The sequence below is a fragment of the Micromonospora solifontis genome (assembly GCF_003725545.1).
GTDB classification, from domain to species: Bacteria; Actinomycetota; Actinomycetes; order Mycobacteriales; family Micromonosporaceae; genus Micromonospora; species Micromonospora solifontis.
The window spans coordinates 1-20,805 of the sequence record NZ_RJLN01000038.1 but is presented as its reverse complement, the minus strand read 5'-3'; the positions used below and the strand labels follow the sequence as shown (position 1 = coordinate 20,805).

General features: G+C 74.6%; 20 protein-coding genes. 15 read left to right on the top strand and 5 right to left on the bottom strand.

Translation table 11 applies throughout. The features are described 5' to 3' along the window. Positions 1–34: 34 nt before the first annotated feature. On the bottom strand, positions 35–613 hold the full coding sequence (locus EFE23_RS15150; protein WP_123241599.1) for a dihydrofolate reductase family protein: 579 nt from the start codon (positions 611–613) through the stop codon (positions 35–37). 89 nt (positions 614–702) lie between these two features. On the opposite strand from EFE23_RS15150, the gene EFE23_RS15145 reads away from it, so the two are divergent. Further along, complete coding sequence (locus tag EFE23_RS15145; protein WP_123241572.1) at positions 703–1,281, top strand: TetR/AcrR family transcriptional regulator; 579 nt, start codon at positions 703–705, stop codon at positions 1,279–1,281. Positions 1,282–1,354: 73 nt separating this feature from the next. Then, on the top strand, positions 1,355–2,506 hold the full coding sequence (locus tag EFE23_RS15140) for a polysaccharide pyruvyl transferase family protein (RefSeq protein ID WP_123241571.1): 1,152 nt from the start codon (positions 1,355–1,357) through the stop codon (positions 2,504–2,506). 7 nt (positions 2,507–2,513) lie between these two features. Here the strand turns inward: EFE23_RS15140 and EFE23_RS15135 are convergent, their stop codons facing one another. Then, entirely contained in the window at positions 2,514–2,720 is a 207-nt protein-coding gene (locus EFE23_RS15135) for a DUF8847 domain-containing protein (RefSeq protein ID WP_123241570.1), read from the bottom strand. An 84-nt stretch (positions 2,721–2,804) separates the two neighbouring features. On the opposite strand from EFE23_RS15135, the gene EFE23_RS15130 reads away from it, so the two are divergent. After that, positions 2,805–3,374, top strand: a complete 570-nt coding sequence (locus EFE23_RS15130; protein WP_123241569.1) for a DinB family protein — start codon at positions 2,805–2,807, stop codon at positions 3,372–3,374. A 7-nt stretch (positions 3,375–3,381) separates the two neighbouring features. On the opposite strand, the gene EFE23_RS15125 is transcribed toward EFE23_RS15130, so the two are convergent. Beyond that, positions 3,382–4,254 (bottom strand): carbohydrate kinase family protein, encoded by an 873-nt coding sequence (locus tag EFE23_RS15125; RefSeq protein WP_123241598.1) that lies wholly within the window; start codon positions 4,252–4,254, stop codon positions 3,382–3,384. Between the two features lie 103 nt (positions 4,255–4,357). Here EFE23_RS15125 and EFE23_RS15120 point away from each other — a divergent pair, with 103 nt between their 5' ends. Together EFE23_RS15120 and EFE23_RS15115 are read left to right on the top strand one after the other, a co-directional pair. After that, on the top strand, positions 4,358–7,741 hold the full coding sequence (locus EFE23_RS15120) for a DEAD/DEAH box helicase (RefSeq protein WP_123241568.1): 3,384 nt from the start codon (positions 4,358–4,360) through the stop codon (positions 7,739–7,741). Further along, positions 7,738–8,682, top strand: coding sequence for an SWIM zinc finger family protein (locus tag EFE23_RS15115; protein WP_123241567.1), 945 nt, complete (start codon positions 7,738–7,740; stop codon positions 8,680–8,682). The genes EFE23_RS15120 and EFE23_RS15115 overlap by 4 nt, the downstream gene beginning before the upstream one ends. Here EFE23_RS15115 and EFE23_RS15110 read toward each other — a convergent pair. Then, positions 8,677–8,934: a DUF3040 domain-containing protein gene (locus EFE23_RS15110; RefSeq protein WP_123241566.1), complete on the bottom strand. Its 258-nt coding sequence runs from the start codon at positions 8,932–8,934 to the stop codon at positions 8,677–8,679. The two genes, EFE23_RS15115 and EFE23_RS15110, sit on opposite strands and share 6 nt — an antisense overlap. A 451-nt stretch (positions 8,935–9,385) precedes the next feature. Here EFE23_RS15110 and EFE23_RS15105 point away from each other — a divergent pair, with 451 nt between their 5' ends. From EFE23_RS15105 to EFE23_RS15085, 5 genes are read left to right on the top strand one after another with little or no spacing between them, the layout of a single operon-like run. Further along, the gene (locus tag EFE23_RS15105) at positions 9,386–11,407 is read left to right on the top strand and encodes a DUF1800 domain-containing protein (protein ID WP_123241565.1); all 2,022 of its coding nucleotides are present in this window, start codon (positions 9,386–9,388) and stop codon (positions 11,405–11,407) included. Between the two features lie 14 nt (positions 11,408–11,421). After that, entirely contained in the window at positions 11,422–12,795 is a 1,374-nt protein-coding gene (locus EFE23_RS15100; protein WP_233600996.1) for a DUF1501 domain-containing protein, read from the top strand. Further along, on the top strand, positions 12,792–14,261 hold the full coding sequence (locus EFE23_RS15095) for a ferredoxin reductase family protein (protein ID WP_233600993.1): 1,470 nt from the start codon (positions 12,792–12,794) through the stop codon (positions 14,259–14,261). The genes EFE23_RS15100 and EFE23_RS15095 overlap by 4 nt, the downstream gene beginning before the upstream one ends. Before the next feature lie 11 nt (positions 14,262–14,272). After that, positions 14,273–14,863, top strand: coding sequence for an FMN-binding protein (locus tag EFE23_RS15090; protein ID WP_123241563.1), 591 nt, complete (start codon positions 14,273–14,275; stop codon positions 14,861–14,863). A 46-nt stretch (positions 14,864–14,909) separates the two neighbouring features. After that, complete coding sequence (locus tag EFE23_RS15085; RefSeq protein WP_123241596.1) at positions 14,910–15,632, top strand: FAD:protein FMN transferase; 723 nt, start codon at positions 14,910–14,912, stop codon at positions 15,630–15,632. 288 nt (positions 15,633–15,920) lie between these two features. Here the strand turns inward: EFE23_RS15085 and EFE23_RS15075 are convergent, their stop codons facing one another. Then, positions 15,921–16,592: a bifunctional DNA primase/polymerase gene (locus EFE23_RS15075; RefSeq protein WP_123241562.1), complete on the bottom strand. Its 672-nt coding sequence runs from the start codon at positions 16,590–16,592 to the stop codon at positions 15,921–15,923. Positions 16,593–16,837: 245 nt separating this feature from the next. Here EFE23_RS15075 and EFE23_RS15070 point away from each other — a divergent pair, with 245 nt between their 5' ends. The 5 genes from EFE23_RS15070 to EFE23_RS15050 form a co-directional block, all read left to right on the top strand. Next, entirely contained in the window at positions 16,838–18,064 is a 1,227-nt protein-coding gene (locus EFE23_RS15070; protein ID WP_123241561.1) for a helix-turn-helix domain-containing protein, read from the top strand. Between the two features lie 4 nt (positions 18,065–18,068). Next, positions 18,069–18,650: a flavoprotein gene (locus EFE23_RS15065; protein ID WP_123241560.1), complete on the top strand. Its 582-nt coding sequence runs from the start codon at positions 18,069–18,071 to the stop codon at positions 18,648–18,650. Between the two features lie 102 nt (positions 18,651–18,752). After that, positions 18,753–19,619, top strand: a complete 867-nt coding sequence (locus EFE23_RS15060; RefSeq protein WP_123241559.1) for a Nif3-like dinuclear metal center hexameric protein — start codon at positions 18,753–18,755, stop codon at positions 19,617–19,619. Continuing rightward, positions 19,616–20,353: a zinc ribbon domain-containing protein gene (locus tag EFE23_RS15055; RefSeq protein WP_123241558.1), complete on the top strand. Its 738-nt coding sequence runs from the start codon at positions 19,616–19,618 to the stop codon at positions 20,351–20,353. The genes EFE23_RS15060 and EFE23_RS15055 overlap by 4 nt, the downstream gene beginning before the upstream one ends. 5 nt (positions 20,354–20,358) lie before the next feature. After that, positions 20,359–20,805, top strand: a 447-nt coding sequence (locus EFE23_RS15050) for a reverse transcriptase-like protein (protein WP_123241557.1), incomplete at its 3' end; no start/stop codon positions are given.

Sequence of the window (20,805 nt, the reverse complement as noted above, 5' to 3'; positions counted from 1 at the left end):
ACCGTGCGCGACTCCGCCCGCCCGGGGCAAGTGATTACCGCGCTACGGCGGTGTAGCGGAGGACGACCACGCCGGTCTCGAAGGGGCGCGCCTCGACCAGGGTGAACCGGTGCGGGGCGAAACCCCGGTCGACCAGCGGGATGCCGCTGCCGACCACCACCGGGTTCAGCTTGACCACCAGCTCGTCCACCTCGCCGAGCAACTGCCCGGCGAGCTGCCCGCCGCCGCAGAGCCAGATGTCGCCGCCCGGCCGGGACTTCAGGTCGCGGACGAAGGCGACCGGGTCGCCGGCCACGACTTCCAGCCGGGGATCGTCGGACGGGGGCAGCGAGCGGGAGAGGACGTACTGCTTCAGGTGCGCGTACGGGCTGGTGATGCCGGCCTTCAGGGCCGGTTCGTAGGTGCCGCGCCCCATCAGCAGGGTGTCGAAGCGGCCGGCCGGCGGGGAGGCGATGCCGAACTGGGCGTGGGTGAACGTGGGGAAGGTCTGGGGCCATTCGGCGGTCAGGTGGGCCGCCACGTCCGGCTCCAGCGGGAGGAAGTCGTAGGACCCGTCGGGGGCGGCGATGAAGCCGTCGAGGGTGCTGGCGACGTAGTACACGAGCTTGCGCAAACCGGCTCCGATGTCCGAGGTAACCACGACGGCTGTCGTGGTTGCTCATAAACTACAACACCTGTCGTGGTTATTGCTAGGGTGATTTCATGGCCAGGAACCCGGAACGCCGTACGCTGCTCGCCGACGCCGGGCTGCGGGTGCTCGCCGCCGCCGGCGCGCGCGGGCTGACCCACCGCGCGGTCGACGCCGAGGCGAGCGTGCCCACCGGCACCGCCTCCAACTACTTCCCGTCGCGGGCCGCCCTGCTCGCCGGCCTGGCCGAACGGATCTTCGACCGGATGGCCCCGGACCCGGCGGTCCTGGCCGACCTCGGCCGCCGCGAGCCGTCCCTGGCCCTGGTCACCGACTACCTCCGCGACATCGTCGAACGGACCACCCGGGAGCCGGACCTCACCCGCGCGCTGTTCGAGCTGCGCCTGGAGGCCTCCCGGCGGCCGGAGCTGCGCCAGGCCCTCGGCGCGGTGCTCCGCAAGGGGTACGCCGACGACGTCGCCTTCCACGTCGCCGCCGGCCTGCCCGGCGGCGCGTTCGAGGTGGCACTGCTGCACTACGCGGTGGACGGTCTCCTGCTCGACCTGCTCACCACCTCCGTCGACGCCGGATTCGACGCCGAGCAGGTGGTTTCCGCCCTGGTCGCCCGTCTGGTCGGCGCTGCCGCCGGTTGACCGGGCTTCGCCCAGGTATGTCCCCTCGCCCAGCGGGAAAGCGCCGCGGGACGCACCTGGGGAGGAGCGACGGATGACGGATGGCGCCGGACTGACCATCGGTGTGCTCGGCTCGTACGGCGGCCGCAACCTGGGCGACGAGGCGATCCTCTCGGGTCTCCTGGCCGACCTGCGCCGGCAGGAGCCGAAGGCCCGGATCATCGTCTTCTCCCGGAACCCCGCGCACACCGCGCTGGCCCACCCGGACGTGGAGGCGGTGCCCTGGGAGGGGGTCAGCCGCGTCGACTCGTCGATGATCCTGGAACAGCTCGACCTGCTCATCCTGGGCGGCGGCGGCATCCTCTACGACAGGGAGGCCCGCCGCTACCTGCGGGTGGTCCGGGTCGCCCAGGAGCGGGGACTGCCGCTGCTCACGTACGCGGTGGGCGTCGGTCCGCTCACCGAAGGGGTGGACACCGGCATGGTGCGGGAGACCCTGGCCGGGGCGATCGAGGTGACCGTGCGGGACCAGGAGTCCCGGATGGTGCTGGAGGAGACCGGGCTGCTGAACCCGATCACGGTCACCGCCGACCCGGCGTTCCTGCTGGAGCCGGAGGACTTCCCGGCGAGCTGGCTGCGCGAGGAGGGCGTCCCCTCCGGCACCCGGCTGGTCGGGCTGAGCGTCCGTGAGCCGGGCCGGGCGGCGGAACGCCTCGACGTGGACGGCTACCACCGGCTGCTCGCCCAGATCAGCGACTTCCTGGTGCACCGGATCGACGCGTACGTGCTGTTCGTGCCCATGGAACGGGACGACATCCGGCACTCGCACGGGGTGATGTCGCACATGGTCGCTGCCGAGCGGGGCCGGATCCTGCACAACGACTACTCGCCCCGGCAGGTGCTCGGCCTGATGAAACACTTCGACCTCGCGGTCGGCATGCGGCTGCACTTTCTGATCTTCGCGGCCATGATGGGCACGCCCTTCCTGCCCCTGCCGTACGCCGGGAAGGTCTTCGACCTGGCCCAGCGGCTCGGGGTGCCGGCGCTGCGCGGCGTGGAACGCGAGGTGGAGGGCCCGCTGCTGGCCGAGGTGGACCGGCTGTGGGACGAGCGGGAGGCCCGGGCCGAGGAGACCGCCCGGCGGGTGGCCGAGGTGTGCGAGCAGGCGCGCGGCACCTCGCAGGTCACCCGGGGCGTGCTGGAGAGCATCCGGTCCCGCAGCCTGACCCGGGCCGGCGCGGGCTGAGCGGCGGTCAGACCGCCGGGCCCCGCCAGGTGTAGATCCAGGGGCGGCCGTGCGGCTCGTCCGATTCCAGCTCGTAGATCTGCGCCTCGGCCAACCCCTCCGGACCGAGGTGGTGGTGGGTCAGCGGCGGGCGGCCGTTGCTGTCCAGCTCGACGGTGACCGTGTCACCGTCGGCCGCGCCGCCCACCAGCGGGATCTGCACCGTGGATGCCATGCGCCCATCCTGCCCCGGAGACCGCCGGCCCGCAGCGGGATGGCGGGGCAGCGGGCGGCCCCGCCCCGGGACTAGGGTCCGAGGATGGCGGACACGACGATCGACCCCACGCTCGGTCCGGTCCTCGCCCGTACCGGCGACGAGCGGGCCGTGCTCGAGGCGTTCCTGGACTTCCACCGGGCCATCGTGCTGCGCAAGGTCGGCGGCCTCTCCGACGCCGACGCCGGCCGGCGCCTGGTTCCGCAGGTAACCGGTCGAGGTACGGCCGATGATGACCTCCAGGCCGTCACGTCCCTCACCACCCTGGCCGGCCTGCTCAAACACCTGGCGCTGGTGGAGCGGAACTGGTTCCCCTGCCTGTTCGCCCCCGAGCCGGGGGACGTCTACCTCACCTCCGAGGAGGAGGCCGAGGCGAGCTTCACCCTGGACCCCGGCGAGACGGTGGAGAGCCTCGCGGCGGGGTACGAGGCGGCCTGCGCCCGGTCCCGGGCGGTCGCCGCGCGGTTCGACCTGGACCACGTGGTGCCGCACCCGCAGCTCGGTGAGGTGTCGCTGCGCTGGGTGCTGGTCCATCTGATCGAGGAGACCGCCCGGCACGCCGGGCACGCGGACATCCTCCGCGAACTGACCGACGGCTCGACCGGGGCGCTCTGAGCCCGGCTCAGTCCCGGGGCAGCAGGCCGGCCGGATACTCCATCCCGTCCAGGGTGCAGGCGGTGGCCGCCACCCGGGCGGCGTAGCGGGCCGCGTCGTGCGGGCCCGCGCCGCGCAGCCGGGCGGCGATCAGGCCGGCGGCGAACGCGTCGCCCGCGCCGTTGGTGTCCACCACCGGGGCGGGCGGCGTGGTGGCGGGCACCCGCACCGGCGGGGTGTCCGGGGCGTGCAGGGTCGAGCCGGCCGCCCCGGAGGTCACCAGCACCGTCCGGGGCGCCAGCCCCGCGGCCACCTTGCCGGCCCGGTCGCCGAGCCGGACGTCGCTGACGAAGACCAGGTCGGCCGCGTCCGCGAACGGCCGGTGGTAGTCGTTCTCGCCGTCCCAGTCGTGCAGGTCGGTGGAGAGCGACACCCCGTCGGCGAGACCCGCGCGCAGGGCCGGCAGCGCCGCCCGGGCCCAGTCCATGATCGACACGTGCACGTGCGCCGCCTCCCGGACCAGCGCGGTCAGCTCCGCCTCGGCGAACGGCGGCGGCCCCGACCAGGGCCGCGGGTCGTAGAGCGACATCCGGCGGCCGGCCGGATCCACCATGTTCACCGACCGGCGGGTGCCGGCCGGGGCGTCGACCAGCACCGTGCGTACCGAGGTGCGGGCCAGCGCCGCCCGGACCACGTCGCCGGCCGGGTCCGCGCCCAGCACGTCGACCAGGCCCACCCGCAGGCCCAGGGCGTGCGCGGCGAGCGCCACGCCCGCGCCGGTGTTGCCGATCCGCAGTTCGATCGGGGGTACGGCCAGCGAGTCGGCGGCCGGCAGGGGCAGGACGGGCACCTGGGCGCGGATGTCGACGCCGAGACCGCCGATCACGAGAAGATCGAGCACGACGCCGACGCTAACCGGGTCCGGCGGGACCCGCCGAACCGGGTCCACCCCGTCCCACCCCCGGACGCGGCTATCCTCGACAGTCGTCACGAGGAGGGCACAGGTGCTGGTCATCCACGGGTCGTGGCTGGTCGGCACCGGTCTCGCCGTCTGGGCGGAGGACAGCGCCCGCCCGGCCGCCCCACCCCGCCGCCCCGGCCGGGCACCTCGCGAGCGCCCCCACCCGTTCGCCGCCGACCACGCCGGGCTGGCCGCCGCGCTCGGCGATCACCCGGGCGAGGCCACCACCGTCCTGCTCACCCTCCCCACCCGGGCCGGCGCGCCGCTGGACTCGCCCGAACTCGTCCGGCCTGCCGTCGCCGACCGGGTCCGCGGCCGGGTCACCCTGGCCGGCTGGCGGGCCCCCGCCCTGGTGTACGCCCCGGACGCCGCGCTGCCCCTGCTGCGCGCCCTGGACCAGCTCGACGGGGTGCCCGGGGCCGGCCTGCGGCACCTGGCCGAGCTGGCCGACTTCGCCGTCGACCTGGTCGTCCGCGGGCGGCTGCTGCCCGGCGTGGCCGACCTCCCGGCGTCGCCCGACGCGGCCCCGGTCAGATCGTCCGGTTCCGGAGTCGGCGTCACCCCGCCCGGTCCGGGTGCCGGTGTCCGGCCCGGCAGGGCCGCCCCGGTCCGGCGGGGTCCCCGGCCGGTCGACGCCAGCGACGCGGTGACCGCCCGGGCCGTGTGGCGGCCGCTGCTCACCGGGTCGGACGCGGCCTGGGCGCGCTCGCTCGCCCTGGCCCTGCCGCCGTCCGCCCGGGCGGCGACCTCGCCCGCCTCCGGCGCCGTGCCGCCCGCCTCCGGCGCCGTGCCGCCGGCCTCCGGTGCCGTGCCGCCCGTTCCTGGTGCGGCCCCGGTCGTCCCCGGCGCCGATCCGGACGGCGCGGCCACCGTCCTCGGGGCCGCGCCCGGTACGCCCGGCGCGGCCGTCACCTCCGGTGCGCTGTCCGCTGCCCCCGCTGGCGGCACGGCCACGCCGACGGCCACGGGAGAAGCCGGGCTGCCGGAGCCGGGGCCGCTGGCCGCCGACGCGCTGGACGCGCTGACCGACGCCGCCGCCCGCGCGGCGCTCGCGGAGACGGCGCTGCACCGGGGGATGCGGCCGGGGCCGGTGCCCCGCTGGCTGGCCGCGCTCACCGGGCCGGATCCGGCGTTCACAGTGCCGCCGGCCGCCCTGGACACCCTCCGCACCGAGCTGGACGCCTGGCAGCGGGACGCCGCCGGTGGCGCGGTACGCGCCGCCTTCCGCCTGGTCGAGCCGGCCGCCGATCCCGTGGCCGAGCTGGTCGAGGGCGGCACCTGGTGGGTCGAGTTCGGGCTGCACCCGGCCGACGAGCCGGGCCTGGTGGTCGATGCGGCCGACGTCTGGCGCGGACCGGCGCGGGCGCTCGCCGGCCGGGGAGTCGACCCGCAGGAGACCCTGCTGGCCGAGCTGGGCCGGGCCAGTCGGCTCTGGCCGGAGCTGGACGACGCGCTGCGTACCGCCACGCCGGAGGGGATGGAGCTGGACGCGGAGGGGGCGCACCGGTTTCTCCGGGAGGGCGCGCCGGTGCTGCACGCGGCCGGCTTCGGGGTGCTGCTGCCCTCCTGGTGGCGGCGCTCGTCGGCGCGGCTGGGCGCCCGACTGCGGGCGCGCGGACGGACCGCCCCCGGCACGGTGGCCGCCGCCTCCGGCGGGCTCGGGCTGGACGCGCTGGTGGACTACCGGTGGGAGGTGGCCCTCGGCGACCAGCCGCTGACCGCCGACGAGCTGGCCTCGCTGGCCGAGCTGAAGTCCCCGCTGGTCCGGCTGCGGGGCCGCTGGGTGGAGCTGGACCCGAAGCGCCTCGAAGCCGGCCTGCGGCTGCTCCGCTCGGCCGGCGAGCTGACCGTGGCCGACCTGCTGCGGCTGGGCCTGGCCGAGGGCGACCGCCCGGACGGGCTGCCGGTGCTGGAGGTGACCGCGGACGGGGCGCTCGGCGAGCTGCTGGCCGGGGAGGCGGAGCGCCGGCTGACCCCGGCCGACCCGCCGTCCGGGTTCGCCGGCACGCTGCGGCCGTACCAGCGGCGCGGGTTGGCCTGGCTGGCCTTCCTCCAGTCGCTCGGACTCGGCGGGATCCTCGCCGACGACATGGGGCTGGGCAAGACCGTGCAGCTGCTCGCGCTGCTCGCCGGGGACCCGCCGGAGGCCGGGCCGACGCTGCTGGTCTGTCCGATGTCACTCGTCGGCAACTGGCAGCGGGAGGCGGCCCGGTTCACCCCGGGGCTGCGCGTGCACGTCCACCACGGGGCCGAGCGCGCCCGGGGCGAGGAGTTCAACGCCGCCGTGCACGCCGCCGACCTGGTCCTCACCACCTATTCGGTGGCGGCGCGGGACGCGTACGAGCTGGCCGGTGTGGACTGGCACCGGGTGGTGGTGGACGAGGCGCAGGCGATCAAGAACGCGGCCACCCGGCAGGCCGAGGCGGTGCGGTCGCTGCCCGCCCGGCACCGGATCGCGGTCACCGGCACGCCGGTGGAGAACCGGCTCGCCGACCTCTGGTCCATCATGCAGTTCGCCAACCCGGGGCTGCTCGGTCCGGCCGCGACGTTCCGCAAGCGGTTCGCCGAGCCGATCGAGCGGCACGGCGACGCCGAGGTGGCCGGGCGGCTGCGCCGGATCACCGGCCCGTTCGTGCTGCGCCGGCTCAAGACCGACGCGTCGATCATCGCCGACCTGCCGGAGAAGCTGGAGATGGAGGTGCTCTGCAACCTCACCGCCGAGCAGGCGGCGCTCTACCGCGCGGTGGTCGACGACATGATGGCGAAGATCGAGTCCAGCGACGGAATGGAGCGCCGTGGCCTGGTGCTGGCCACCATGACCCGCCTCAAGCAGGTCTGCAACCACCCGGCGCAGTTGCTGCACGACGGCTCGGCCCTGCCGGGCCGCTCCGGCAAGCTGGAACGGCTCGAGGAGATCGTCGACGAGGTGCTCGCGGCGGGGGAGAAGGCCCTGCTCTTCACCCAGTACGCCGAGTTCGGCGGCATGCTGCGCGGCCACCTGTCGGCCCGTACCGGCCGGGAGGTGCTGCTGCTGCACGGCGGCGTCGGCAAGGCCGACCGGGACGCGATGGTGACCCGCTTCCAGTCCCCGGACGGCCCGCCGCTGTTCGTCCTCTCCCTCAAGGCCGGCGGCACCGGGCTCACCCTGACCGCCGCGAACCACGTGGTGCACGTGGACCGGTGGTGGAACCCGGCCGTGGAGGACCAGGCCACCGACCGGGCGTTCCGGATCGGCCAGCGCCGCCGGGTGCAGGTCCGCAAGTTCGTCTGCGCCGGCACCGTGGAGGAGAAGGTGGCCGCGATGATCGCGGACAAGCGCAGCCTGGCGCAGCGGGTGGTGGGCACCGGCGAGCAGTGGGTCACCGAGCTGTCCACCGACACGCTGCGCGAGCTGTTCGCGCTGGAGTCCGGGGCGGTGGTCGAGTGAGCCCGGCACCGGAGCGCCCCCGGTTCGCGGAGTTCGGCCCGCCCCGGCGGGTCGACGGTGGGCTGAAGGCCCGCAGCACCCGCGGCGCGATCGGGCGTTCCTGGTGGTCGCGGCGGTTCCTGGAGGTGCTGGAGTCGTTCGCGCTCGGCACCCGGCTCACCCGGGGCCGGGCGTACGCGCGCAAGGGCCAGGTGCTCCGGCTCGACGTCGCCCCCGGGCTGGTCACCGCCGACGTGCAGGGCTCGCGGCCGGCGCCGTACCCGGTGCGGATCCGGCTGGCCGCGTACCCGCCGGAGGTGTGGGACCGGATCGAGGCGGAACTGGCCGGGCAGGCGTTCTTCAGCGCCCGGCTGCTCGCCGGCGACCTGCCCCCCGAGCTGGAGGAGCTGTTCGCCGCGGCGGGCGCGCCGCTGTTCCCGGTGGACGTCGACCAGCTGGACCAGCACTGTGGCTGCCCCGACTTCGCGGTGCCGTGCAAGCACCTGGCAGCCACGTTCTACCTGCTGGCCGAGGCGTTCGACGCCGACCCGTTCCGGCTGCTGCACTGGCGCGGCCGGGGCCGGGCCGAGTTGCTCGACCGGCTGCGTACCCTGCGGGGCGGCGACGCCACCGCGAGTGGCGCGGTGGTCGGCCCGGCGGCGGCGCCGGACGGGGTGGCGTGGCCCGAGCCGGTAGCCGGTGCCGGGCGGGTGCTCGCCGGCCTGCCGGCGGTCCCGCCGGCCGACGAGGTGGAGCGGTTCTGGCTGCCCCCGGTGCCGCTGCCCGACCGGCCGCCCACCCTGGCGGCCGGACCGGAGCTGCTGCTCCGCCAGCTCGCCCCGCCCGGGCCCGAACTCGGCGGCCCCGGCCTGGTCGAGCGGCTGCGCCGGGCGTACCGGGAGTTCGGCCGTCCCCGGCCGGCGGCGGAGCCGGGCGCTCCGCCGGCTTGCGACGGGTCATAGCCAGCGCCGCCGGAAGTGCCACATGAGCCCGGCGTTGGCCACCAGCACCAGCGCGCAGATGGCGCCGGCCAGTCGCCCGGCGAGTACCGTCATCGCCGGCAGCGAGGCCCACAGCACGATCGTCAACAGCATCAGGTACCGGCCACGGCGGCCCTTGGCCCGGTTGTCCAGCCGGGCGAAGAACTGCGGGTCACTCTCCCGCAGCTGGCGGGTGATCTGCTCAAACCTGCGCTGATCCTCTTTGCTGAGCATGGCGGTGCCTTCCCCTCACGGCTTCAGCGGTTCGGCGGCATACCCGCAACGGCGGCGGGTCACGCGCCGCTCCTGCTGCCACTTTCGCCGTCCGGCCGGTGGTGCGGACCTCCCGGCCGGAGGACCTCAGGGCGGGCTTATCCGGGCCTTAAGTTTCGCTGAGCGGTCGAACGGCGCGAACAGCGCCGGGACGGGCGCAAACGTTACGTCCGGGCGCTCGCCGGCCGGGTCGGCCCAGCTCCGGACGCCGCGGTGGTTACCGGTGCGTACGGTGCCGCGCGGGGGGGCGGGCTGAGCGGTGTCTTAAGTGCCCTCCCGGGGGCCGCCGGCGCGCCTTGAGCGGCCGGGAACGCCTGGCTACCTTCCCGTGACAACTCCTCGGCAACCGCCGCCGCCTCCGCCTCACCTGCTCGCGGGGCGTGCCGGCGCTCGAAGAAAACGGGACAGGTACATGGCCGACCGCAACGTGCCACCGCGTCGATCCCGGGACGACCGCGGCTGGGACGGATACCAGAACCCCCTCCCGGACCGGTACCACGTGGACACCGCCTCGCCGTACGCCGCCCCCTACGCCGGGCCCGGCGGCTACGCTCCACCGGCGCCGCCCGCCCCCGGGCCGCAGTGGGTCGGGCCGGACGGCCTCGGCGCCGCCGGGTACGCCCCGCCGCCCGGCACCGGACTGCCCGATCTGGACGATGACGACGAGCCGCGTACCGGCCGGCGCCGGGCCCTCGCCGCGCTCGGCGCCGCCGCGGTCGTCGCCGGCGGCGCCGCCCTCGCCATGTCCCCGCAGGTGCGGGGGCTGTTCGGCGACGACCCGGTGGGCGACGCGACCGGCACGGTGACCACCGACGGCACCGCCGCCCGCCCGAGCGGGCAGCAGCCGAGCACCGTGCGCACCTACACCGAGCAGAACGAGAGCTACATGGGCTCCCGGGCCGGCGCGGCGCTGAAGCGCAACTCGCCGTCCGGCGGCCGGCTCTTCGCCAGCCCGGCGGCCGCCGCGTCGGCCACCCCGGTGACCGTGAAGACGGTGCTGGCCAAGGACCCGATCCGGCACCTGGCCAGCCGGGCCACCTTCGGGGCCACGCCGAAGGTCCTCGCCGACATCCGGCGGCTGGGCATCGACGACTGGCTGCGCGAGCAGTTGGCGCCGGAGAAGATCGCCCCGACGAAGGCGGAGCTGAAGCTGGCCGAGCTGCCCTCGCTAAAGCTGACCCCGCAGCAGCTGCGCGACCAGCGGGACCAGCTCAACGAGCGGGGTGTGGACCCGGCGCGGGAGACGATCGACGCCACCATCGCCCGGCAGATCTGGTCCGACCGCCAGCTCTTCGAGGTGATGGTCGACTTCTGGAACGACTTCCTGCACGTCGCCGCCGACTTCGACGGCGGCGAGATCTACCGCAACGCGTTCGACCGGGACGTCATCCGCAAGCACGCCCTGGGCAGCTACCCGGACATGCTGGTGGCCGCCAACAAGCACCCGGCGCTGCTGCTCTACCTGAACCAGAACGACTCCCGCAAGGACGCGGTCAACGAGAACCTGGCCCGGGAGAACCTGGAGCTGTACTCGGTCGGCGTGGACGGTGGCTACACCGAGAAGGACGTCCGCCAGGCCGCCCTGCTGCAGACCGGCCGGGGTGTCGAGAACACCCGGTACGTGTTCCGCGCCGACCGGCACTACCTGGGCAAGGTGAAGATCCTCGGCTTCAGCCACGCCAACAACTCGGCCGACCCGAAGGCCGCCGACAAGGTCATCGACCAGTACATCCGGTACCTCGCGCTGCACCCGTCCACCGCCGCGTACGTGGCCCGCAACCTGGCCACCCGGTTCGTCTCGGACACCCCGCCGAAGTCGCTGGTGGACCGGCTGGCCAAGGCGTACACCACCAACCGCGGCCAGATCGGGCCGGTGCTGGCGACGATGTTCCGCTCGTCGGAGTTCTGGGCGGCGGTCGGCCAGAAGGTACGCCGGCCGATGGAGTACCTGGTGGCCACGTACCGCACCCTCGGGGTGGGGCCGAACGCCTCGCCCGGGTTCAAGGGCGACGGCCGGCGGACCGCGTTCGCCCAGGGGCTGCGGCAGGTCCAGGACAAGCTGCGTCAGCTGGGCCAGTACCCGATGGGCAAGCCCACCCCGGACGGGTACGCGGACGTCTACGTCGCCTGGACCTCGGCCGGGACCATGGTGGACGGCTGGAACGAGGCCGGCGACCTGCTCGCCGGCTGGCGCACCGAGTTCACCTACGCCAAGCCGGAGCGGCTGGTCGCCAAGCCGCCGGCCACCGCCGGGGCGTACGTGGACGCGCTGGCCCTGCGGCTGGTGCACCAGAAGCTGAGCGCCCGGGAGAAGGCGCTCGTGCTCGGCGTCGCCGGTGTAACGGCGGGCACCAAGGTCGACGCCACGTTAAACGGGGCCATCGCCGCGGTCGCGCGGACGATCCTCGCGTCCCCCCAGCACCACCTCCGGTGAGGCATTCGATGGAGATGAGCGTGAACCCCTACCCCCTGCACCCCGAATGCCCCGACCTGCGGCGGCTGGCCGACAACCCGGCCGAGGCGCTGCTGCGCGCGGAGGCGGACATCGTCGCGGCCGAGAACGCCGCCGAGGCGGACCGGTACCGCCGGCTCGAAGAGCTGGAGGAGGCCCAGCAGGACGGCCGGGGCGTCACCCGGCGGACCTTCGTGGCGGGCGCCGCGGCCACCGCCACCGCCCTGGCCACCGCCCAGTTCGTCACCACCTCGGCGTCGTTCGCCGCGACGAAGACCGGCACGCTGATCCACGTCTTCCTCTACGGCGGGCTGGACGGGCTGAGCCTGGTCGCCCCGGCCGACGACCCGGTGCTGAGCAAGGCCCGCCCCGACCTGCTGCTCGGCGACGACTCGCTGGCGATCGGCCGTGGCTTCAAGTTGACCAGCGCCTTCGCCCCGCTGGAGAAGTGGCTCAAGGCCGGGCAGCTGGGCTTCGTCCCGGCGGTCTCCGACCCCCGGCTGTCGCGCAGCCACTTCCAGGCCGCCGACGCCTGCAATCTGGGCGGGCTGCCCGGCGAGACCGGCGGCCGGGGCTGGCTGGACAGCCTGGTCGACGCCCTCGGCAAGGGCACCGCCTTCCGCAGCGTCGGCATCGGCAGCACACTGCCACGCTCCCTGGTCGGGGTGAACGGCGCGCTGTCCCTCAACAGCGTCGGCGAGCTGCGGCTCAACGGCGACGACCGGTACCGGGCGGCGACCGAGAAGGCGATCCGGGGCCTGTTCACCGGGATCAACCACCCGGTCGAGGACGCGGTGCGGGAGGGGATGGGCGCGTTGGCCACCGCGCAGAAGCTGGCGGCCAAGCCGTACCAGCCGGCCGCCGGGGTGAAGTATGAGGGCGTGGGCCGCGCCTTCCAGCAGCTCGCCCAGCTCATCAAGGGCGGGGCGAACGTCCGGGTGGCCACCGTGGGGATGGGCGGCTACGACACCCACGAGAACCAGGGCACCCGCGACGGCGGGCAGCTCTGGCGTCGGCTCAACGAGCTGGCTGGCGCGATGGCGGCCTTCTTCACCGACCTCGGGGACCGGGCCGCCGACGTGACGATCATGGTGTCCAGCGAGTTCGGCCGCCGGGTCGCCTCGAACCAGGGCGGCACCGACCACGGGCACGGGGGTGTCATCACCCTGCTCAGCGGGCGTAAGCTCGCCGGATCGCTGCTCGGGTCGTGGCAGGGATTGAACGATCTGGACAGCGGGGACGTACCCGAATACAACAACATGTTCAACGTCTACGGATCCGTCGCGCAGGGCCGGTTCGGCCTCACGACGGCACAGGTGGACAAGATCTTCCCCCGACAGAAATTCGCCCCCATGAAGTTGTACGCGTGACTTACCACGACATTTACGACACATCTGTCGCCGGCCGCCATACGAGGATCGACCCCTCGTACGGCGGCCGGGTCGCGCCCCGACAGCAGGCCGCCCCGGCCCCGGCGCCGCCCGAGCCCGCCGTACCCGTGCACCTGGGCCTGCCCCGGCGCGGGCCGGGCGCCCGGCGCGCCCTCGCCGCGCTCTTCTGGGCCGGCCTGGCGCTCAGCGTGCTGCCCTGGTGGCTGAACACCCCGGCGGGCGGGCTGGCCACCACCGGCGACGTGCTGCTGGCCGTCGGCCGGATCACCGGCCTGATCGGCGGCTACCTGCTGCTGGTGCAGGTGCTGATGATGAGCCGGCTGGCCGTGCTGGAGCGCTCCCTCGGCGGCGAGCGGATCTCCCGCCTGCACCGCGACCTCGGCGCCACCCTGCTGGTCGCCATGCTCGCCCACCTGGCCACCCTGGTGGTCGCCTACGCCGAGGCCGAGCGGCACTCGATCCTCGGCGAGGTCGGGGTGATGCTCAGCGACTACCAGGACATGCTCTCCGCGTTCGTCGCGGCCGGCGTCCTGGTCGTGGTCGCGTTCACCGCGATCCGGGCCATCCGCACCCGGCTGCCGTACGAGCTCTGGTACGTGCTGCACCTGGCCAGCTACGCGGTGCTGGTGCTCGGCTACGCCCACCAGTTCAGCAACGGCGCCGAGCTCTACCCGCAGGGCCCGGTGCGCACCGGCTGGTACGGCGCGTACCTGCTGGTGATCGCCGCGCTGGTGTGGGGCCGGCTGCTCGCCCCGCTGCACTTCAACCTGAAGCACCGGCTGCGGGTGGCCGAGGTGGTGGCGGAGAGCCCGGACACCATCTCCATCTACCTGACCGGCCGCGATCTCGCCTCCCTGCCGATGCTCGGCGGCCAGTACTTCCGCTGGCGCTTCTTCGCCCGCGGCTGCTGGTGGCAGTCCCACCCGTTCTCGCTCTCCGCCGCCGCCAACGGCCGCTGGCTACGGCTCACCGTCAAGGTGGTCGGCGCGCACACCGCCGACCTGCGCGACCTGGACCCGGGCACCCGGGTCTGGGCGGAGGGCCCGTCGGGCACGTTCACCGCCGCGCACCGCAGACGGCACCGGGCGCTGCTGATCGCCGGCGGCAGCGGCATCGCCCCGCTGCGGGCCCTGCTGGAGGAACTGCCGCCCGGCGCGGCGGTGATCTACCGCGCCCGCACCCCGCAGGACGTGCTGTTGCACCACGAACTCGACTGGTTCGCCCGGGCCCGCCAGACCTCGGTCTGGTACGTCATCGGCTCCCGGCACGAGCCCGGCCCTCGACAGGTGATGAGCCCGGAGGGGCTGCGCCGGCTGGTGCCCGACGTCACCCGGCGCGACGTCTACCTCTGCGGCCCGTCCGGCCTGATCGACGAGGCCGTCCGGGTGCTGCGGCAGGCCGGGGTGCCCCGACGGCAGATCCACCAGGCCACGTTCGAACTTTAGGAAGGGTCCCCATGCGTCGCGCGCTCCTCGCGATCACCGGCCTGGCCGCCAGCACCACCGCCCTGGTGGTGCTGAAGGGCTCACCCGGCGCCGGCCAGGTCACCCAGGCGCTCCCCGGCGACCAGCCGCCGGCCGTGCCGGGCGGGCTCGACCCGGCCGCCACCGGCGGTCCCTCGGCCGCCGCGCCGGCCCCGTCCGCCCCGTCCGCCGGGGTGAAACCGTCGGCCCGGCCGAGCGCGAGCGGCAGCCGGAGCACGGCCGCCAAGCCCACCGCGCCGAAGACCACCGCGGCACCGAAGACCACCACCGCCGCGCCGAAGCCGGCGACCCGGACCCTGTACGGCCCGACGGTGAGCTACCGGTACGGCTCGCTGCGGGTGCAGATCACCGTCTCCGGCACGAAGATCGTCAACGCGACGGCGACCGGGATGCCGAGCAGCGGCGAGTCCGGCCGCAAGAGCGACGACGTGCAGGCCGCCTACAGCGGCACCTCCGGCCAGGTGGTGCAGAAGCAGAGCGCCAACCTGAACACCGTCTCCGACGCCACCTACACCAGCGACGCGTACCGGCAGTCGTTGCAGAGCGCGATCAGCCAGATCTGAATTGGCGGCATCGGCGCGGCCCGGGCTCACCCGGGTGGAGGACGTGATGGGTACGGCGATCAGCCTCGACCTCGCCGACGACCTGCCACCCGCCCGCCTCGCCGAGTTGGCCGACCGGACCTTCGACTGGCTGCGCGAGGTCGACGCCCGGTTCAGCACCTACCGGGACGACAGCGAGGTGTGCCGGCTCGACCGGGGTGAGCTGCGGCTCGCCGACGCCTCCGCCGACCTGCGGCTGGTGCTGGAGCGCTGCGCCGACCTGTGGGCCGCCACGGACGGCTGGTTCGACGCGTACGCCACCGGGCGGCTCGACCCGTCCGGCTACGTGAAGGGCTGGTCCGCGCAGGTCGCCTCGGACCGGCTGGTCGCCGCGGGCGCGCCGAACCACTGCCTCAACGCCGGTGGTGACGTGGTGGTCCGGGGGCTCGCCCCGACCGGGGAGCCGTGGCGGATCGGCGTACGCCATCCCGACGACTGGTCGGCGGTCTGCCTGGTGCTCGCCGGCACCGACCTCGCGGTCGCCACCTCCGGGGTGCACCACCGCGGCCACCACGTGATCGACCCGCGCCGGGGCGAGCCGGCGCACGGGCTACGGCTGGTCACCGTGGTCGGGCCGGACCTGGGGTACGCCGACGCGTACGCCACCGCCGCGCTGGCCATGGGGGAGTCCGGGATCGGCTGGCTCGACCGCCTCGACGGCCACCTGCACGCCGTGATCACCGACGACAACCGCCTGCTGCACTCCACCCGACTACCGCTGGTCGACTGAGCTGAGCGGGCCAGGCTGGGCCGGGCGGTTCGGGCGGGGCGGTCAGCGCGGGGGGCGGTGGAGGATGGCCGGGCGGGAGCCGGTGGGGCGGGGGCGGCCGGGCCGGCTGCCCCAGGGGCGGGTGCCGCCCCAGCGGTACGGGCGGCGGTGGTGCCGTGAAGGTTCGGTGCCGCCGGTGTGGCGGGCCGCGTCGTCCCTGGACATGCTCAACCCCCGCTCTGGCGCGTACGCGCTGTCACCGGTTCAACGAGCGCGCCGACGGGAAGGACGCTGTCGGGAGGTCGTCGGTCAACCGCCGCGCCGGGGGAGCGGGAGCTGGCCGGGGAGCAGGTCGGAGGTGAGCGTGACCCCGGCCGACCGGAACGCCTCGATCAGCGCGTTCTGCACCAGGTACGAGTCGGGGAGCTGCCAGCGGGCCTGTTCCGGGGCGACCGCCCAGCGGACCGTGCCCTCCGGCAGCCGGGTCGGCGGCGCCGCGATCCACGAGCCGGGGCCGTGCCGGACGACGTGAAAGCAGTGCTCCAGCTCCGGCCGGAGCGGGTCGCCGGGACGGACCAGGAACATCCAGCGCCCGGTCGGGGTGACCAGCACCGGCCCGCGGACCCCGAAACCGGCCGGGTGGGTGGCGACCGCGTCCAGCACCCGGCGGCCGAAGTGCGCGGCGACCTCCAGCACGTCGAACGCCCGCCCGGTGGGCAGCAGCACCCCGTGCGGGCGCTCCCGCCACCAGGTGGCCACCCGGGCCGGGTCGGCGCTCGCCGCGTGCTCCCAGTTCTCCAGCGCGGGGTGACAGCCGACGGTGGGGCAGCCGGCCCGCCCGCAGACGAATCGGCGGTTCGCGAGGCAGGCGCCCGGGGTCACCGGCCAGCCGTGCAGCGCGTACCGGACGGCCACCCGGCGCAGCCGGACGCGTTCCAAAGGCGACAGGTGAGCCACGCGCGGTCCGACATTCCCCCACATGTGTGCCCCATCCCCTCTATGTCCTGATTGGGCGCTCCGATGTAACGCGTCGAACGCCGTCACTGCTGTATTTCACAGTCGTTGAGCGGTCGAACGGCTGATGCAACTTGCACGGAAACTACGAGGAATGGCCGTACGGCCGACGTACAGAGTGTGCGACCAGCGAAAACCTGAATACCGACGGACCGTTGCGATGATCGACCGGGGGAGATCAGCCGGACGCGGGCAGGGGGAGGGATGGAGAGATGGATGAGTTGCCCATAGGCCGTCGGGTGGCGTACTGGCGCAGCCGGCGCAAGATGTCCCAACAGGTCTTCGCCGACCGCCTCGGCAAGTCCAAGAGCTGGGTGGACAAGGTGGAGCGCGGCGTCCGGCGGCTGGACAAGTTCTCCGTCGTCTACGAGATCGCCGACATCCTCCAGGTCGATGTGCAGCTGCTGCTCGGCAAGGACCCGGAACGGCGTACCGACGCTCTCAACTGCATCGACCAGGTCGAGGTCGAGGAGATCCGGGCCGCCCTGGAGCGGTACGACTCGATGAGCGCCTACTTCGACGCGGCGCCCTACCCCCCGCCGCTGGCCGACATGCGCAAGGCGGTCAACCACGCCTGGCTCACCTACCAGTACGGCCGCTACGGCATGCTCACCCGCGCCCTGCCCAAGCTGCTGCGCGACGCCCAGGCCGCCGACGCCGGCCACGAGGGCGACCAGGCCCGGGAGGCCGCCCACCTGCTCGGGCAGGTCTACCAGATCGCCTCCTCGGTGCTGCGCAAGCTCGGTGAGTGCGACCTGTCCTGGCTGGCCGCCGACCGCTCGATGGCGGTCGCCCAGCGGGCCGACGACCCGCTGCTCGCCGGCATCGCCACCACCCGGGTCTGCAACGCTCTCGTCGCCATGGGTCGACCCCGCCCGGCGCTCGAACTCAACGTCCGGATCGCCAACCGGCTCGCCCCCGGCGGTGGCAACGACGCCAGCCCGGAACGCCTCTCCGTCTACGGCATGCTGCTGCTCCAGGGCGCGATGGCCGCCGCCCGGATCGGCGACTCGGCCACCGTCGACGACCTGCTCGCCGGCGCCAACGAGGCGGCCATCCTGCTCGGTGGCGACCAGAACCACTACTGGACCTCCTTCGGCCCGACCAACCTGCTGCTGCACCGGGCCGCCGCCGCCGTCGAGCTGGGCGACGGCGGCCGCGCCGTGGAGACCCACCACGGCATCCCCGAGCCGTCGTTCAACGCCCTCCTGCCCGAGCGTCGCGCCCACCACCTGCTCGACCTGGCCCGCGGCTACGCCCAGATCGGCGACGTCGCCAACGCCGGCGAGATGCTGCTGCGCGGCGACCGGCTCGCGCCGTCCGAGATCCGCTGCCGGCCGATCGCCCACGAGGTGATGTCGGACGTGCTCCGTCGCACACGGGGTACGCCGCCTCCGCCGATCGCGGAGTTGGCTGAGCACATGGGAGTCGGAGTATGAGCGGATGAACGATCCGCACACCGCCAACGGGCACCGTCCGGTGCTCTACGTCATCGCCTGCGGTTCGCCGCTGGCCCGCGACGTCGTCAAGCTGGTCGATCTGGCGCAGCGGGACGGCTGGGACGTCTGCGTCGTGACCACGCCGGACGGCGCGAAGTTCGTCGACCGGGCGGCGCTGGCCCGGCAGACCGGTCATCCGGTGCGCAGCCACTACAAGAACCCGGGCGACCTGGACGTCCTGCCCCCGGCGGACGCGATGCTGGTCTGCCCGGCGACGGTCAACACGGTCAACAAGTGGGCGGCCGGCATCACCGACACGCTCGCCCTCGGCCTGCTGGTCGAGGCGCAGGGGCTCGGGGTGCCGATCGCGGCCGTCCCGTACACCAACACCGCGATGGCCGCGCACCCGGCGTTCCGCGCCGGCCTGGCCCGGCTGCGCGAGTGGGGCGTCCAGGTGGTCTTCGGCGACCACGTCGTACCGCTGCACCCGCCGGGTACCGGCGAGCAGCACCTGGACGCCTTTCCGTGGGCGGCCGGCCTCGCCGCGTTGCCCGGCGCCCGGCGCCCGGTCGCCCCGGTCGGCTGAGGTGTGAGCAGGGGCCCCTTGTCAACGCATTCCGCGGTACAGGGGGCCCCTCCTGGCCGCCTCGGCCGTACCTCCGCCCGAACGCCGGTAAGCTGGCCGGCCGTGAGCACAACCGGATCCGCACCCACGGTCGCCGACGTGGTGGCCGCGCTGGACCGCCGCTACCCGCCCGCCTGGGCCGAGGAGTGGGACCGGGTCGGTCTCGTGCTCGGCGAGCCCACCACCGGCGTAAGCCGGGTCGCCTGCGTGGTCGACGTGGTCCCGGAGACGGTGGAGGAGGCACTCGACGCCGGCGCCGACATGATCGTCGCGCACCACCCGCTGCTGCTGCGCGGCGTCTCCTCGGTCGCCGCGACGACGTACAAGGGGCGGATCGTCCACCGCCTGATCAAGGCGGACGTCGCGCTGTACGTGGCGCACACCAACGCTGACGTGGCCGACCCCGGCGTCTCCGACGCCCTCGCCGCCCGGTTCGGGCTGACCGGGCTGCGCCCGCTGCACCGTCCCCGTCCCGGCTCCCCGCCCGACGGGCCGGGGCGGGGCATCGGCCGGATCGGCGAGTTGCCCACCCCGATGACCCTCGCCGAGCTGACCCGGCACGCCGCCGCCGTGCTGCCCGCCACCGCCTGGGGAGTTCGCGCCGCCGGGGATCCCGGGCGTATGGTTCGTACCCTCGCGGTCAGCGGTGGCTCGGGGGACGGTTTCCTCGCCGAGGCGACCGCCGCCGGGGTGGACGCGTTCCTCACCGCCGATCTGCGCCACCACCCCGCCGGTGAGCACCTCGCCGCCGGTGGCCCGGCCCTGCTGGACGCCGCCCACTGGGCGACCGAACGACCCTGGCTGGACGACCTGGCCGCCCACCTGCGGGACGAGCTGGGCGTCGAGACCGTGGTTTCCGACCTGGACACCGACCCGTGGACCGTGCACGCCGCCGCGCCCCGACCGGACGACAAGGAGCCCCGACCGTGAAGGCTGACCCGAAGGTGCAGCGCCGCCTGCTCGACCTGCAGGCGATCGACACCGCCCTCGCCCAGCTCGCCCACCGGCGCCGCACCCTGCCGGAGCTGGCCGAGCTGGAGGCCCTCGCCCGGCAGCTCTCCGCGCTGGAGGACGAGCGGGCCCGCGCCCAGGTGGCCGTCGACGACCTGGACCGGGACATCGCCCGGCTGGAGAAGGACATCGACCAGGTCCGCGCCCGCAAGAGCAAGGACGAGGCCCGGCTCGCCGCCGGCAGCGGCCCGGCCCGGGAGCTGGAGGCGCTCCAGCACGAGCTGGCCTCGCTGAACCGCCGGCAGGGCGACCTGGAGGACGCCGAGCTGGAGCTGATGGAGCAGCGGGAGACCGCGCAGGGCGTGCTCGACGGCGTGGAGCGGCGGATCGCCGAGGCCCGGGACCGGCGAGCGGCCGCCGAGCAGCGCCGCACGGAGAGCCTCGCCGAGATCGCCAAGGAGGAGGAGTTCAAGCGCGGCGCCCGGCAGCCGCTCGCCGGCGACCTCCCGAGCGACCTGGTCGCCCTCTACGACCGAATCCGCGAGGACACCGGGCTCGGCGCGGCGCTGCTCACCGGCGCCCGCTGCGGCGGCTGCCGGCTGGAGCTCTCCGGCGCCGACCTGGCCCGGATCCGCAAGGCCGATCCGGACGACGTGGTCCGCTGCGAGGAGTGCCGGCGGATCATGGTCCGGACCGCCGAGTCGGGGCTGTAGTCGCCGTGGCGGTGCGCGCGGTGGTGGTGGAGGCCGACGGCGGGTCCCGGGGCAACCCGGGGCCGGCCGGCTACGGTGCGGTGGTGCGGGACCCGGAGACCGGCGAGGTGCTGGCCGAACGCTCCGAGGCGATCGGCACCGCCACCAACAACGTGGCCGAGTACCGCGGCCTGATCGCCGGGCTGGAGGCCGCCGCCGAGCTGGGCGCGGCCGAGGTCGAGGCGCGGATGGACTCGAAGCTGGTGGTCGAGCAGATGTGCGGCCGCTGGCAGATCAAGCACCCGGGGCTGCGCCCGCTCGCCGCGCAGGCCGCCGGCCTGGTCGGCCGGTTCGACAGCGTCCGGTTCAGCTGGGTGCCCCGGGAGCGCAACAAGCACGCGGACGCCCTGGCCAACGCGGCGATGGACGCCGCCGCGGGCAAGGCGCCGGCCCGCCCGGCGGTGGCGTCGCCG

Bases quoted from the DNA above. Each gene is read 5' to 3' on its own strand.
- EFE23_RS15145 (WP_123241572.1), top strand. From the start codon at position 703: ATGGCCAGGAACCCGGAACGCCGTACGCTGCTCGCCGACGCCGGGCTG.
- EFE23_RS15140 (WP_123241571.1), top strand. From the start codon at position 1,355: ATGACGGATGGCGCCGGACTGACCATCGGTGTGCTCGGCTCGTACGGC.
- EFE23_RS15135 (WP_123241570.1), bottom strand. From the start codon at position 2,720: ATGGCATCCACGGTGCAGATCCCGCTGGTGGGCGGCGCGGCCGACGGT.
- EFE23_RS15130 (WP_123241569.1), top strand. From the start codon at position 2,805: ATGGCGGACACGACGATCGACCCCACGCTCGGTCCGGTCCTCGCCCGT.
- EFE23_RS15110 (WP_123241566.1), bottom strand. From the start codon at position 8,934: ATGCTCAGCAAAGAGGATCAGCGCAGGTTTGAGCAGATCACCCGCCAG.
- EFE23_RS15105 (WP_123241565.1), top strand. From the start codon at position 9,386: ATGGCCGACCGCAACGTGCCACCGCGTCGATCCCGGGACGACCGCGGC.
- EFE23_RS15100 (WP_233600996.1), top strand. From the start codon at position 11,422: ATGAGCGTGAACCCCTACCCCCTGCACCCCGAATGCCCCGACCTGCGG.
- EFE23_RS15090 (WP_123241563.1), top strand. From the start codon at position 14,273: ATGCGTCGCGCGCTCCTCGCGATCACCGGCCTGGCCGCCAGCACCACC.
- EFE23_RS15085 (WP_123241596.1), top strand. From the start codon at position 14,910: ATGGGTACGGCGATCAGCCTCGACCTCGCCGACGACCTGCCACCCGCC.
- EFE23_RS15075 (WP_123241562.1), bottom strand. From the start codon at position 16,592: ATGTGGGGGAATGTCGGACCGCGCGTGGCTCACCTGTCGCCTTTGGAA.
- EFE23_RS15070 (WP_123241561.1), top strand. From the start codon at position 16,838: ATGGATGAGTTGCCCATAGGCCGTCGGGTGGCGTACTGGCGCAGCCGG.
- EFE23_RS15065 (WP_123241560.1), top strand. From the start codon at position 18,069: ATGAACGATCCGCACACCGCCAACGGGCACCGTCCGGTGCTCTACGTC.